Consider the following 14,353-nt stretch of genomic DNA (forward strand, 5'->3'; position numbering starts at 1 on the left):
TTTGCGGGACGAACCGGGTCTTGCCGCAAGCCCCCCAGTCTGCTATATGTTGGAGGTGGAAAGGTGTGAGTTGACCCCTTTCCCTTCGCAACAATCAGCGCGACTGGCTTAAACTGGCGATCATGCCGCTGACTGGTGAATACGCACCGAGCCCCTCCGACTGGGCTCGCAAGCAGGCCGAGAAATACGAGGCGACCGATGGCGCCGAGTCCAACACCATCATGGACCGGCCGATCATCGTGCTGACGAGCGTCGGCGCCAAGACCGGCCAGCTTCGCAAGACCGCCCTGATGCGCGTCGAGCACGACGGCGAGTATGCCGTGGTCGGCTCGCTGGGCGGCGCCCCGAAGAACCCGGTCTGGGTCTACAACATCCGCAAGAACCCGCACGTCGAGCTGCAGGACGGGCCGGACAAGAAGGACTACGACGTCCGGGAGCTCGAGGGCGAGGAGCGGGAGATCTGGTGGGAGCGGTCGGTCGCCGCCTACCCGCCCTACGCGGATTACCAGACCAAGACCGATCGCCTGATCCCGGTGTTCCTGCTGACACCTCGGTGAGGCCGTGGGAAAACGGGATGCCGAGAAGGCCGGTGCCTCCGATCATGGGTTGATGCGCGTACCGCACCAGCCCGTCGACCGGGCCCCGGCCGCCCGCCCGGCGGGTCCGACCGGCTTCAGCCTTCCCCTCGCCGGTTCCGTCGACGACGACGATCGCCTGGTCGACGTCGTCGACCTGATGGCCCTCGACGCGTTCGTGACCGGGCGTGAGCCCTTCGGCCGTACGAAGTACCTGGAGAACCTTCGCGCCGAGGCGCCGCTGACCACCGAGGGTGCTCGGCTGGTCCGCGAGGCCAAGGACGACGACGGTCACGGCCGGCTCAGCGTCGGCGAGGGCTGGTCGCTGCACGTCACCCGCTGGAAGCAGAGCCGCCGTGCCCGGGTCGCGGTCACCGCGATCAGCGCCGAGCTGGCCGAGCAGGTGCTCGCCGAAGCGGTCGCGGACGCCTGCGACGAACCGGCGCCCGCCGCCGAGAGCGTGCCGATCGGCTTCTGGCACCAGGGCCCGCACGGCCCGCGCCGGACCGAGCGGGAGATCGGCGCCACCGCCTGGGACGAGATCCGCCCCAACTACGCCCGGCCGGTCGCCGAGACCCTGGAGCGGCTGATGGCCGTCGACGGTTCGGCGGTCAACGGCCGGCTCCTGCTGCTGCACGGCGAGCCGGGTACCGGCAAGACCACCGCGCTGCGGGCGCTGGCGCAGCAGTGGCGGTCCTGGTGCCAGGTCGACTGCGTGCTCGACCCGGAGCGCCTCTTCGCCGACCCGGCCTACCTGATGAACGTGGCGCTGGGCAGCGACGACGGCCCGCAGACGTGGCGGCTGCTGATGCTGGAGGACTGCGACGAGCTGATCCGTGGTGAGGCCAAGGCGAGCGCCGGCCAGGCACTGTCCCGGCTGCTCAACCTCACCGACGGGCTGCTCGGCCAGGGCCGCAACGCGCTCATCGCGATCACCACCAACGAGGACCTGTCGGCCCTTCACCCCGCTGTGGTCCGGCCGGGGCGGTGCCTTGCCAGCATCGAGGTCGGGCGTCTTCCGTACGCGGAAGCCGTTGCCTGGCTCGGATCCTCCACCGGTGTCGGCCCCGAGGGTGCCACCCTCGCCGAGCTCTACGCCCTGAGGACCGGTGCGGCACCGGTGACCGTCCCGAAGAAGGAGCCCCAGATCGGCGGCATGTACCTGTAGTCACTCCGGGACGTTCCCCGCGTCACCGCCCACCCGGTACGGCGTGCTGACGTTCTCGTAGGCCAGGTGGGCGACCAGGCCCTCGGGGACGTGCTCGAGGTTGTGGCAGTGGTCCGCCCAGATGCCCGGGTTGTCGGCGACGAACGCGATCTCGTAGCTGTCCCCGTCGCCCACGTCCAGCGAGTCGACCCACCACGGACTGCCCGTCGCGGCCGTCCCGTTGCGGCTGAGCACCACCGCGTGGTGGCCGTGCAGGTGCATCGGGTGGACTTCGCCGCTGTTGTTGCTGATAGTCATCCGGACCACGTCACCGGTGCGGACCATGAACATCGGGACGTCGGGGAAGAGCTTGCCGTTCACCGTCCACCACAGACCGGGTACGCCGTCGAGGAAGCCGAACCGCCTGCCGATGCGGTAGTCGAACACGCGGGTGGCCCGGGCCGGGTCGAAGCCGAGTGGAGTGCTCCGCCCGTACGCCAAAAGATCGACAAGCTCGCGCGGCTCCGCCGAGGCCTCACCCGATCCGATTGCGGCGCCGCCGCCGGTGTCCACCCGGCCGGGCGCGGCGAATTCCAGATCGACCCGCCCCCCGGCCGTGACCAGCACGGCCTTGCCGGTGATCGCCGCCGGTTCGTGCACGTCGCGGCCGTCGACGGCGACCACCCGGTAGGCCGTGCCGCTCACCCAGACCCGGATCGGACCGGCATCCGTGTTGATCACCCGGGCGCGCACGGTCTCGCCCGGCGCCGCGTCGAGGGGAGTGCGGCCCGGAGAGCCGTTGATCGTGCGACGGCCCTGGTAGGTGTGCACCGCGACCACCGGGTCCCTCGCCGTGATGCCCCCCTTCGGTGTCACGACGAGCGCCCCGAACAGGCCGCCGCGCACCTGCTCGTGAGACACCTGGTGGGAGTGGTACCAGTAGGTGCCGGCGTCCTCGGCGACGAAGCGGTAGACGTGGCTGTCGCCGGGACCGACCGCGTCCTGGGTGATCCCCGCGACGCCGTCCTCACCGTTCGGCACGTCGACGCCGTGCCAGTGCAGGGTCACACCGTCCGGTACCGACTCGTTGACCAGGGTCACCTCGATCAGCTGGCCCTGCCCGGCGCGGATCTCCGGGCCGGGGGAGGAGCCGTTGAGGGTGTAGGCGCCGCCGTCGCGCCGGGCGGCGAGCGTGACGCTGACGTCCGGCCGGCCCGAGGGACCGCGCAGGTCGGCGACGCTGAGCCCGCCGGTGTGGCGATGATCCACGGGCGGGCCGCCGCCGTTGTCGGCGTAACCCATGGCGGCCATGTCGTAGGTGCCGGGGACCAGGCTGTCGTACCAGTACCAGCCGAGCGGACCGAGCACAGCGAGGGCCGCCACCGAGGCGATGGCGGCCCGGAAGCCGGTGCGCACCGGCTCAGGCGACGACGGCCGGCTGGGCCGGCGCCGTGGTGGTGACCTTCGCCTTGCGAGCAGCGACCTCGGCGACCGCGGCGACCGCCGCGGCGTTCAGGCCGTGAAGCAGGCCCACCAGGGGTGCCGCGAAGCCGGCGAAGGCCAGGAAGACCTGTAGGAAGATCACGCCGAGAGTGATCGCGGCCCACTTGATACCGCCCGGGACCCGGGCGAAGAACGACACGATCAGCAGGCTCAGGCCGAGCAGCGGTATGACGATCATGCCGACCTGGCTGTGGACGACGTGTGCCCAGTTGTCCACGGTGTTCTTGTCCAGGACGCTCCCGGAGTCGAGATCGTTGAGAACCAGGAACCACGCTCCGGCGATCACGGTGAGCTGCACCAGGACAAAGATCGGAATGAGCATGGCGATGATGCGATAGGCGGTGCGCATCGGACTTTCCCCCTTCGAGCCGATGTCCACAAGCATCGACCCGGCTCGACGGGTGGGCAATACGCCATTGAGCGTATCCGCAGGTAAGCCCGGGGGCGTACACGCGAAGGAGCCCTCCGGGTCGCTGGAATGCAGCGACGCGAAGGGCCCGATAAGTTGTCGCGCCGGGTCAGCTCTGCTGGTAGGTCAAGCAGTCGGCCCGCTCGGCGGAGGCGCCCACGGTGATCGCCGGGGCGCGGCACTCGAGGTTTTCGTTGTAGGTGCAGTCGGCGCGCTTGCAGGCACCGACCTGGGCGGTTGCCACGCCCATGCCACCCTGCTCACCCGAGCCGATGAAGGTGTCGCACTCCGCGCTGCTCATGCTTCCGATGGTGATGGCGAACGCCGTACACCCGTCGTGGTTGTAACCGCACGAAGCGACGGTACACGTCTGCACTCGCGGCATGTTCATCATCTGCGTCATGGTTACCAGCTCCCTGGAATATCAATGGCCTCACGCCGACCATAACCCTCCATCGAACTTGTTTCCACTTATCCAAATGATGTCGCCGGTAAACGTTCGAACCATTAGGTAAGGCAACCCTCACCATTTGTTAGGTGAGTCTTCCCTGGTCCCGGGCCTGGCATTTCACACGATAGCCCTTTCCCGCTTGTCGCATGATCTCGGCCCGTAAGACTCCAGGAATACCGGTGAACCCAGCAGTGCACCAATTTCGGTGGCCCAGTCGTCCGGCCGGTAAAGTGCATCCGGACTGGCCCGGAGCAGCATTTCTGTGAGCTGGCGCTGATATACCAGGTCGCGGGGCGGGCCGGGCTCGATCCGGTCCCACGGCTCGCCGCCGAGCCGGTAGGACGGGCAGATGCGGAGGCCGGGGCAGCGCGCGGGCGCGTCGAGGTGGGTCACCGCGAGCGCGTCGATCCCGCCGGCGACCTCGACCGCGTACCGGTGGGCGACGGCGTCGAAGTGGCCGGTCCGGAAGGTGCCCTGCCAGTCGTCGCGGCCGTTGTGCGCCTCCGGCAGGTCCAGCTCCGGTGCCTCGGTGACGAACGGGCCAGCGCCGTGCCGGGTGGTGTAGGTGCGCACCACACCGAGCCGGCGGAACGACGGGCAGAGCGCGGCGACGTTGTCGAAGGTGGTGGCCGACCAGGTGGTGTGCGGGTGCCAGCCGCGCCACTCGTCGAGCAGGACACCCTGCGCGCCCTCGAAGACGCACGGGCCCTCGGCGAGGAGCCGGTCGGTGAACTCGGTGCCGACGATGCGGACGGTCCGGGCGAAGGCGGTGAAGGCGTCGACCACGTCGTTCAGTTCTACGTCGCCGGGTTCGCCGATGTCGTCGCGGACCGCGGAGAGGCGGGCGCGGAGCCGGGTGGCGGACAGGGTGTCGGCGACCCTGGGAGCGTCGGGGTGCTCCAAGGCGTACGCCATGGTCTCCCCGACGCCCATCCCGCACGAACCGTGCCGATCCCCGCCGCGTGCCCTCTCCCGGCGCCGGTTCGCGGCACGATGCCACGGAGTGGCGAGCAGTGCGTCACCATCCACCGTGAGCAGGTGAAACGGGTCTCCCAGTGCCCGCGCCTCGGCCGCCAGTGCGAGGGGATCGACCACCATGAAGCGGGTCAGGTGGGTCGGCACCCCGCGCAGCGTGCCGGAACCGAACTGGGCGAACGTGTGGTGCCTGCCGTCCTCGGTGATGACGTTGTGGGCGGCCTGCGCGCCACCGTTGAAGCGCAGGACTGCCCGCTTTTGATCAGAGGCGCAGAGCGCGTCGACGATGGTTCCCTTGCCGGCGTCGCCGTAGCCGAGGTCGACGACGGCGACGTGCTCCCGGCTCACAGTCGCTGGTTTCCGCCCGGGCCGGCGGTGATCTCGAACGGTGCGTCGCGCACCACCGCGGTGCGCTGCAGCGGAGCGAGCGCCCGGCCGACCGATCCGCCGAACGCCGAACCGACGTCCGCCAGGTCCGACATGCCCGCGTCCAGGTCGATCGCGTCCTCGCCGAGGCCGACCGTCAGCGCGATGGTCTCGCAGACCGCGTCCAGGTCGTCGAGTTCCAGAACGTTCTGCCCGAGCAGCTCACGCCAGCGCTCGAGCACCTCCTTGTCGCCGCCCCAGCCGGCCGCCGTCGGCAGGATGTAGTAGACGTCGTACTTGCGCTTGAGCTCGTGCAGGATCTGCTCGATGCTGATCGGCTCGCGGAGGTCGTCGCCGATCACGGCCTTCACCTCACGCGGCTTGACCTTCGGGTAGGGCATCTCGTCGCCGATGATGAAGAGGTAGCCGCGACGACCGCGATTGATCATCGAGTCCAGGACCGTGTGCCGGGCCATGAAGTAGAGCGCCAGCTCGTAGGACTCGTGCTTCTGCCCGCCGCCACCGCCCTCCAGGACGATCTTCGCCAGGTCGTCGTCCATCCGGTTGTCCGACTCGAACTGGCCGACCTGAAGCGGCGCCCGGTCACAGGTCGCGTCCCCGATCGCGCCGAACATGATCTGCGGGTCGATCGCGTAGTTCTTCCTGGTCAGCAGGCCCAGCAGCTGCGGCAGCTTGGTCTGCAGGACCCGCGGCACGTTGCCCATCGAGCCGGTCACGTCGAACAGAACGGCGATCGGCGTGCTGAACGGGTGCTCCGTACTGTCCCGGCTCTCGCGCATGAAAACCCCGTCGGGGTCCAGTTCCTCGTGCACCCGGCGAGCACCGCTGTCGCTGTACGCGAACGCGCTCTTGCCGGACGCGGCACGGTAGTCGGCCGCCGCGGTGTAGACGTCAGTGGACCATCGTCCGCTTCCCATTGCCTTCTCCTCAGTTCCGGTGCCGCTGGGGAATGATCTCGTCGAACTCGGCCAGGAGCTCCCAGGCGTCCTGCGGCCGCATCCTCGGTGAGTCGTAGGAGCAGCCGGTGGCGAAATTTCTCAACGCCTGCGGCATCTGAGCGCCGAGAAGGCGCGTCATGAGGCCGGTTGCCATGTAGATGTCGGTGGCCGCGCTCGCGCTCTTGTCCTTCAGCACCTCCGGCGGGTAAGCAGGCTTTGCTGCTTTCACTATCGCCTGAGGTCGATGTCCCGCATAGCACCAATCGACAAGAACCAGACCGCGATCATGCAGGTGGATCAGCACATGGCTCTCGATCACGGCACCGTGGACGACGCCGGCGCGGTGCGCCCAGCCGATCGCCGTCAGCAGCCGCCGCCAGATCCAGATGCCCGTCACCAGGTCAGGCTTGAGTTCGTGCACGCTTCGCATGCCACGCTGCCGCTTGATCACATTGACGTTTCGCCGGATTCGTTCGTTGTCCTCGTGCACGAAGCTGTCGACGAGCCGCGGCGCGTAGGCGCGGAACCGCGGGTCACCTTTGTGGTGCAGTTGGTGCAAAGCCTCGGCCTCGGTGATCATCAGGTCGTTGTCCGCCGGGTTCCGCGGAACCTTGATCAGCGTGTTGCCGTCCCCGTGATAGAGCTCGGCGATGTCGCCGGAGGCGAACAGGTTGCTCCTGCTCCCCTGGTTGTTGTAGAGATCGGCGAGCTTCGCCATTGCCTGCGTCGCGGTCGCGCGCCGCTGGGCAGTAACGGTGTCCGGGTGCACGAGCCGCACCCATTTCCGGTACGCCTTCGTAAGGTCGTTCTCGTCCGTCAGATCACTGAACCGGGTGGCCGTCATGATCCTCGTGGTGGCGTCCTCGAAGGTCATCGGCTCCGTCGCCTCCTCAGCCTTCTCCTGTGGCGTCCCCGGTAGTGAGCCGGTCTGACCTGCGCCTCCTGCGGCTCTTTCATCGAACCCGGTCCTCCCGTGTAGGTCTCAGCAGCGCTGGATGCAGCAGCCGCGCGTCGCCGGCGCGGTAGAGCTTCGCCCGCGGCCCGCCCCGCTCCCCGCCGCGTGCCGTGGTCTCACCGGTCCCCTCCACGAAGCCCGGCACCGACAGCACCTTGCGATGGAAGTTGCCGGCGTGCAGCTCCTCGCCCCAGACCGCGGCGTAGACCTGCCGCAGCTCGCTGATCGTGAAGTCCGGGTGCGTGAAGGCGGTGGCCAGCGGGGTGTATTCGAGTTTGGAGCGGGCCCGCTCGAGCCCGTCCGCGAGGATCTCGTCGTGGTCGAAGGCGAGGTCCTTGGCCTCGTCGACCGGCACCCAGTAGGCACCGGCGGCATCGGAACCGGCGGTGGGCTCAGGCAGCTCCGGAGCGAACGCCAGGTAGGCGACGGAGACGACACGCATCCTGGGGTCGCGGTCGGGGGTGCCGTAGGACTTGAGCTGTTCGAGGTGGACACGGTCGAGGTCGCCCTGCCCGGGGTTGAGCCCGGTCTCCTCGGCGAACTCCCGCCTGGCGGCCTCGTCGAGGGTTTCGCGCTTGACGAAGCCACCGGGGAGTGCCCGCTGCCCGGCGTAGGGCCGCGCTCCACGCTCGACAAGCAGCACGCAGAGCTTCCCCTCCCGAATCGTCAGGGCGACAACGTCCACAGTCACCGCGATCGACGGGTAGGCGCCGGGGTCGTACCCCGCCAGAAAACTCGCCTCGTCCATTCCCGTGGTCCTCCTCGCCCTGAGTACTTCTCGACTCTAGTTTTACTCGCTATGAGTATTACTCGAACTGAGGCGAACTTAGCTCGCGTGGTTTCTGTTGTCAAGCGCTACCTACGTCCGAACCATCTGTCTGACATATAAGGAGGTTTCTGAGTATTACCTGATGAATCCTCGCGAATCGTTACGCTTCCGGCGAGACGGCCCGCGTCGGATTACCGAGCGCCTGGGCCCTACCAATCAAGCGACGCGGCCCTCGGGCCCGTAGGAGGACCTCGCATGCGCAGTAGCACATCAAGAAGCCGAGCCCGGCTGCTTTGTGCCGGTCTCACCACAACAGGGGCCTTAGGCGCTTCGATTTTTGTCGGAGCACCGGCGGCATTCGCCGCCGCGCTCGACTCGCTGTTGCCGATCGGCGGACCTGCCGGCACAACGATCAAGATTGACGCGGCTGGTACGCCGTTCGACACGGGAAACCCCGCCGCGATCTTCACCACCGGATTTGCCGCCGGGACGACCACCTGCCCGAACTACACGACGTCCATCACAGGGCAGACCGTCGTCGTCGCGACCAGCCCGACGAAGATCGACAGCGACGAAGCCACGTTCACAGTTCCCACCACGGTGACGCTGAACAGTGGTGCCGCCCGGGACTGGAAGGTGTGCGTCTACAACGGCACGACCGCCAGCACTGCCGCGGTCAATGACAACACCGGCGGCGGAACCTTCACGGTCACTCCGGCAATCACGTTCTCGCCGGCCAACGGTCCCAGCGGCGGCGGTAACACCATCACGTTCACCTCCCCGAGCACCACCAATCTCTTCTCCACCGCTGTGGGCCTTGTGTTCACCGACCCGGCCATCGGTTGTGCTGCCACCTATGGCACACCCGGCAACCTGGCAGCGGCGCTGACCCGGCCCTCGGCTACGTCGGCGACCGCGACGGTGCCCGCCGGTGCTGTCGGCACCGGTCCTAACACGAGCTATCTCGCCTGCTTCTACAGCAGTACTGCGAGCGGCGGCACCCTGGTCGGTGCATCGTCCACGGGATATGCGGTGACCCTGCCTCCGGCGACCGTCAGCAGTTCGGTCGGCCCGTGGGCTGGAGGGAACGGCATCTCGGTCGACTCGACCTCGCCGTTCCTGCTGGGTGTCTCGTCGCCGGGCGTGACGTTCAACTCGAGCGAGCGTTGCCCGCGGACCTTCACCGCGGCGTCCAGCTACGCCATCGTTCATCCCGCTGCCGGGAAGATCCGGAAGGCGTCGGACAACCGCTTGGCAGTCACCGTTCCGGCTCTGGCTTCGGGAGCGCCGTCGGTTCCCACCCCGTTCAACCTCTGCGTGTACAACGGCACCGGCGGAAGCAGCTTGATGATCGCGACGGTGCCGTACACGGCGTCTGTCGCGCCGAACGTGACTGCGGTCAGTCCTTCTTCCGGAAGCGCGATGGGCGGAAACCTCATCACCGTCAGTGGTAGCGCCTTCCCGACGAGTGCGGGATCGATCACTGCGACCCTGGGCGGCCTTCCGCTCGCCGACATCACGCCTGTGAACGAAACCACCTTCACTGCGCGCACGCCGATGCACAGCGTGGAGCGCAACGTGTCGATCGTGGTGAACACTCCGGCCGGCAGCAAGTCGCTGGCGAACTCGTACTCGTTCCTCAACGCCATCGCGGTCACCCCTAACGCGGCCTCGACCGACATGAAGGCGGTCACCGTCGCGGTCAAGGGCATCGGCTTCCTTTCTGCCGACTGGGGCACCGCCGCTGCCAAGGCGCACATCTACCTGACCAAGGGCACCTACAACCCGGCGAACAACGGGGCAGGCGCCAAGGTGAACGGTCAGGTGTCCGAGTGCGGCGACGTGCTCCCGCTCAGCGACAACGAACTGATCTGTACCCTGCGCCTGGACCAGAAGGTGAGCGCTGCCGGCACGATCACTCCTGAGATCGCGATCGCGCGTTCGGCCACCGACATCGCGACTACTCAGAACAGCCGCCTGATCAGCTCGGCGTCGACTGCGGCCTTCGCTGCAGACGACGTGGGCAAGCCGATCACTCAGACCGGTGGCACCGATGCGGTTCCGGCTGGCTCCACGATCGTGGACGTGCTGTCTGCAACGCAGGCCATCATCTCGAAGCAGGCGTCGGCTACTGTCAACGCCACGGTAACGGCGCGGATCGGCGCGGCTCCTGTGAGGAGCGTCGTTGTCGGCAATGTGTCGTCGACGGTCACGCTCACGGCTCCCAGCGACTCCTTCACCAGCGCGGACATCGGAAGGGTCATCGCCGGTACCGGTATCACGCCGGGAACCACAATCGAGGGGATTCTGGCGAATGGTGCTGGCGTCACTCTTTCCGCAGCCGCGACCACAACGGGCGGGCCCACGGTGGACCTGTATGACCCGATTGGGGTTCCGGCGGGGGCGTACACCCTGACGTTTGTCACGACCGGCACCATGGGCGTCGACACGACCCTGACGAGCTACAGCCAGAGCACTGTGTCGGCCAACTCGTCCTTCACGCTGGCGGCCTCGTAATTACTGAATAATCGCAGCTCAGAACAACGGCCCGGGGCGTCTGCCCCGGGCCGTTGCCGTGTATCCGGTTAAGTGCCGGACCCCTGGTCAACTTCTCCATTTCCGACAATTCCTCGCAATAGCCACGTTACGCTTCCCGCGAGACGGCCCGCCGTCCAAGCGAGTGCGCGGGCCCACCCAAACCCCAGAACGCGGTTCGCAAGACCGTAGGAGGACCCTCGCATGCGCAAGCGCAAGTCCCAGGAGAGAATCGGCATGCCAGCGGTGCGTGCCGGTGTAGCCGTGGCGGTGACCACCGCAGCGGTCGTCGCGGCGACGGCACTGCCCGCCTTTGCGACCACCGTGACTGTCACCTTCACGCCGACCCAGGCGCCGACGGCTGCCGGCACGACGATCACAGTGACCGGTACCAATGCTTTCACCAATGCGAACACCGAAGTTTACTCGGGTCGTTTCGTTCCCAGCACCGTCACCTGCTCGGGTGCCATTCCCGCGGTCAGTGCGACCGCCGTCGACGCAGGAACCGTGACCCGGGTCGACAACGACAGCGCGACGCTCGTCACCCCGGCACTGACGGCGGGCAGCTGGAAGCTCTGCTTTTGGGATGACTACGCGTCCACTCTCGGATCTCCCGCCGCGACATCGTCGACCGTCCTGACGGCCGTGCCGTACGGCTCACTGAACTCCAACAATGGCCAGGTGGCCGAGAAGATCACGCTGACCAACAGCGGCGCGCCGTTCACGGCAGCCACCTACTCCACGCAGTTCGTCTCGGGCGTGACGGCATGTCCCGCCACGTACACCGCGGCTGGGAACAACAACATCGTCGCCACGACGGCGAAGACCTCCACCAGCGTCCTGACCGTGACAGTTCCGGCTGTCACGGCGGGTACCCCCTACCTGATCTGCTCGTACGCGGGTACGACGAACACCAGTGCTCTCCTTGCACGGAGCGCCGCCACGTTCGCCACCTTTGACAAGACGCTGCCGGCCATCTCCATCAACCCGACCGGCGGTAGCTCCGGAGTCGAGACGACCGTCACGGTTGCGACCCCCGGCACGAGCGTCGTCTTCGCCGGCTCGGCGCCGGCTGCACTGGTCACCCGCGGCGCCTGCCCGAACACGTACCCGGTAAGCCTGTCCGGTGAGCCCTACGCGGCGGCAGTGACGAAGATTTCCGGCACGAAGATCGCGGCCACCATGCCGCAGACCGTCGTCGTCGGTACCGGTGACGTGACGACGAACTGGAACCTCTGCGCGTACGCCAGCTCCAGCGCGGGTGCCACGATGATCACCGCTCCCGCGATCTACTCGGTGGCTCCGGTGCTGGACCTTTCCACCGCGAAGTTCGCGGTCGGATCCGCCTCGGCGGCGACCTCGGGTTCCGGCCCGGCACAGGGTGGCTCGACGATCACCATCTCGGACGTGACCGGTATCCCGATGACCGCGGGTGCGACCTTGTCCGCCTCACTCGGCGGCAGTCCCATCAACAACATCAAGGCGATCAGCTCGACCGAGTTCACCGGTACCACCAGTGCTCACTCACCGGGTCCAGTGAACCTGAGCGTCACCACGGCGGCGGGCACCAAGAGCACGACCAACACGCCGTACACCTACAGCTACGGCATCACCGTCACGCCGAACGTCGCGGCGACCGACACCACGCCGGTTCTGGACATTACTGGGGCGGGCTTCGGCTCCCTCGTCTTCGGCACTGTTTCGGGCTCCGCTCTGGCGGCCAACCGCGCGTATGTGCTGCTGACCGACAACACGTGGAACGCCCAGACATTCAGCACCGACACTGATGCCCTGGTCGTGAAGGCAGTCACGTACTGCAACACTGTTCTGCCGATCAGTGACACCGAGATCATCTGCACGCTTGACCTGACAGCTTCCATCTCCGCGGTCTCCGGCAATGCCCCGACCATCGCGGCGGGCACCGAGGTGCCGGCGGGCACCTACACGGTGACCGTGGTCAACTCGGGTGAGGACCTCAACACGCTGGACTACGACTACTCGATTGTGTCGAGCGGCTCCAGCTTTACCGTCGCGCCGTTCTGATCCGTACCTCTCAGCGATCCAAGAAACAACGGTGGCCTGGAGTGAAGACTCCGGGCCACCGCTTTGTACGTGTGCAACCTCAACCCATGCTGCGCCAGTTCTTCTCGATGGCGTCCACGGCCTTGTCCTTCGATGGCTTTCCCTTCGGGTCGACCACCATGACGGCGACACTCTTTTTCGCGCTGGTCCGCCAGCACATCACCAGGTTGTCCTTCTTCTCCGGCTTGGGGTTGGTACTGAACTGGAAGGTCTGCGAGCACGAAACCCCCCGGTACTCCTTGACCCCGCCGGCCACGTAGGCCAGCTCCCGTTGCCCGGTGAGATCCCCGCGCGCCGTCAGAGTGCGGATGATTCCGCCCTCCTTGAGCGAGCCCTTCGTGGTCATCTCCACCGGGGGCGCGGCTGCCGCGGCTGCCTTCGGAACGACCGGCGGCTTGATCGGCACGCCGTCCTCCGCCATCTTCCGCCGCGCCTCTCTGATCTCCTCGACGACCTCGGAAGGGAGCGGCGAGCCTGAAGCGTCCGCCGTCGGTACGGGTGAGGATGATCCGGCCGAGCTGGGCTGGGCCGACGGGGTCGGACTGGCGTCGGTGGCCGCCGGTGTTGCGGGATCCGTGGCGACGGGGGCGATTTGCCGGACTTCCTGGCCTGCGGTGTTCTGTTCGTTGTTCACGACGTTGTCGGTCACCAGGTAGGCGCCGACCCCCAGGATTGCCGCCAGCCCCGCGGTTCCCGTGGCAATCCGGCCCCGGCTCCAGCGGGTCCGCGTCATGGGGTCGGGTTCGGTGTCTTGTGGGTGATGTTCAGTGCTCATCGAAGTCCCTCAGTTTCGGCTGATCGTCCACCGAAGTCGCGTCGGCGGACCTCGAAACCCAATAGTCCCAATGGTATGGATATGGCGGGCTGGAACGCGAAAGAAGATTCTGAGGGTTTGCTGAGTGCCACCTGGGAGGTGTCACCTGACGGCCGTCGGAAACAGCGGTCATCCGGGCCTCGCGAGCTGCCGGCATTCTGCGGATTTCAGAAGGCGTCTCGTGTTTCCCGGATAGTCTGGGCCTGCCCGATCAAAAGGAGAAAGCGATGTTTTTCCGCAGCATCTTTGCGACGCTCGGCATGGCCAGTTCCCTGGCTGGTCTTCCCGCCACTGCTGCACAGGCGGACCCCTCCGCCCAGGACGCCGCGTTCATTCGCGCGGCGCATCAAGTCAATCTCGCCGAGATCGCCTCCGGCCAGATTGCGTGGCGGAAGACGACGGATCCGGAAGTGAAGAACCTGGCCGCCACTTTCATGCGTGACCACATTCACTTGGATGCCGACCTATACAAGACGGCTCGCACACTCAGGATTGTTCTGCCCAGTGCGCCTACCGCCGAGCAACAGGCGCTTACCAAGCGCTACGAGGCCGCCGGGGCCGACACCTTCGACGAGTACTACATTTCCAACGAGCTGTCGGCTCGCCGTGAAGCGCTTGCCTTGACCTCGACACAGACCCAGAAGGGCGCCGACCCGGCGGTCAAGGACCTCGCCGAGAAAGCAGCTCCGATGATTGCTCGCCACCAGCAGATGCTGCAAAAAGCCGCGAATTCCTAAGAGCTCCTAACACGATCTGCTGAATCGATGTTGATCAGCGCTGCGAAGTGAAGCTCAGTGTCGTTCGCTGGTCGTG

General features: G+C 66.9%; 13 protein-coding genes. 5 read left to right on the forward strand and 8 right to left on the reverse strand.

What is annotated here, in order from left to right; all coding sequences use genetic code 11:
• Positions 1-122: 122 nt before the first annotated feature.
• Together ACFQV6_RS03085 and ACFQV6_RS03090 are read left to right on the forward strand one after the other, a co-directional pair.
• Entirely contained in the window at positions 123-557 is a 435-nt protein-coding gene (locus ACFQV6_RS03085) for a nitroreductase family deazaflavin-dependent oxidoreductase (protein WP_378025727.1), read from the forward strand.
• A 52-nt stretch (positions 558-609) separates the two neighbouring features.
• Positions 610-1,743, forward strand: coding sequence for a DUF5925 domain-containing protein (locus tag ACFQV6_RS03090; protein ID WP_378025728.1), 1,134 nt, complete (start codon positions 610-612; stop codon positions 1,741-1,743).
• On the opposite strand, the gene ACFQV6_RS03095 is transcribed toward ACFQV6_RS03090, so the two are convergent.
• From ACFQV6_RS03095 to ACFQV6_RS03125, 7 genes are all read right to left on the reverse strand, one after another.
• Complete coding sequence (locus ACFQV6_RS03095) at positions 1,744-3,138, reverse strand: multicopper oxidase family protein (protein WP_378025729.1); 1,395 nt, start codon at positions 3,136-3,138, stop codon at positions 1,744-1,746.
• Between the two features lie 4 nt (positions 3,139-3,142).
• Positions 3,143-3,574 carry a hypothetical protein gene (locus ACFQV6_RS03100; protein WP_378025730.1) on the reverse strand — a complete coding sequence of 144 codons (432 nt, stop codon included), beginning with the start codon at positions 3,572-3,574 and terminating at the stop codon, positions 3,143-3,145.
• Positions 3,575-3,743: 169 nt separating this feature from the next.
• On the reverse strand, positions 3,744-4,037 hold the full coding sequence (locus tag ACFQV6_RS03105) for a DUF1540 domain-containing protein (protein ID WP_378025731.1): 294 nt from the start codon (positions 4,035-4,037) through the stop codon (positions 3,744-3,746).
• 165 nt (positions 4,038-4,202) lie between these two features.
• On the reverse strand, positions 4,203-5,408 hold the full coding sequence (locus tag ACFQV6_RS03110) for an adenylosuccinate synthetase (RefSeq protein ID WP_378025732.1): 1,206 nt from the start codon (positions 5,406-5,408) through the stop codon (positions 4,203-4,205).
• On the reverse strand, positions 5,405-6,364 hold the full coding sequence (locus ACFQV6_RS03115; protein WP_378025733.1) for a hypothetical protein: 960 nt from the start codon (positions 6,362-6,364) through the stop codon (positions 5,405-5,407). Before ACFQV6_RS03115 ends, ACFQV6_RS03110 begins: the two co-directional genes overlap by 4 nt.
• A gap of 10 nt (positions 6,365-6,374) precedes the next feature.
• On the reverse strand, positions 6,375-7,229 hold the full coding sequence (locus ACFQV6_RS03120; RefSeq protein ID WP_378025734.1) for a molecular chaperone DnaJ: 855 nt from the start codon (positions 7,227-7,229) through the stop codon (positions 6,375-6,377).
• A gap of 109 nt (positions 7,230-7,338) precedes the next feature.
• Positions 7,339-8,088: an NUDIX domain-containing protein gene (locus ACFQV6_RS03125; protein WP_378025735.1), complete on the reverse strand. Its 750-nt coding sequence runs from the start codon at positions 8,086-8,088 to the stop codon at positions 7,339-7,341.
• Positions 8,089-8,364: 276 nt separating this feature from the next.
• Between ACFQV6_RS03125 and ACFQV6_RS03130 the strand changes: the two genes are divergently transcribed.
• Both ACFQV6_RS03130 and ACFQV6_RS03135 read left to right on the forward strand, forming a co-directional pair.
• Entirely contained in the window at positions 8,365-10,626 is a 2,262-nt protein-coding gene (locus ACFQV6_RS03130; RefSeq protein WP_378025736.1) for an IPT/TIG domain-containing protein, read from the forward strand.
• 222 nt (positions 10,627-10,848) lie between these two features.
• A complete protein-coding gene (locus tag ACFQV6_RS03135; protein ID WP_378025737.1) occupies positions 10,849-12,687 on the forward strand; it encodes an IPT/TIG domain-containing protein in 1,839 nt (612 codons plus the stop codon).
• Positions 12,688-12,766: 79 nt separating this feature from the next.
• Here the strand turns inward: ACFQV6_RS03135 and ACFQV6_RS03140 are convergent, their stop codons facing one another.
• The gene (locus ACFQV6_RS03140; protein ID WP_378025738.1) at positions 12,767-13,459 is read right to left on the reverse strand and encodes a hypothetical protein; all 693 of its coding nucleotides are present in this window, start codon (positions 13,457-13,459) and stop codon (positions 12,767-12,769) included.
• Positions 13,460-13,767: 308 nt separating this feature from the next.
• Here ACFQV6_RS03140 and ACFQV6_RS03145 point away from each other — a divergent pair, with 308 nt between their 5' ends.
• Complete coding sequence (locus ACFQV6_RS03145; RefSeq protein ID WP_378025739.1) at positions 13,768-14,277, forward strand: DUF4142 domain-containing protein; 510 nt, start codon at positions 13,768-13,770, stop codon at positions 14,275-14,277.
• Positions 14,278-14,353: the final 76 nt, after the last annotated feature.

Source organism: Actinoplanes sp. GCM10030250 (genome assembly GCF_042666575.1).
In the GTDB taxonomy this organism is placed as follows: Bacteria; Actinomycetota; Actinomycetes; order Mycobacteriales; family Micromonosporaceae; genus Actinoplanes.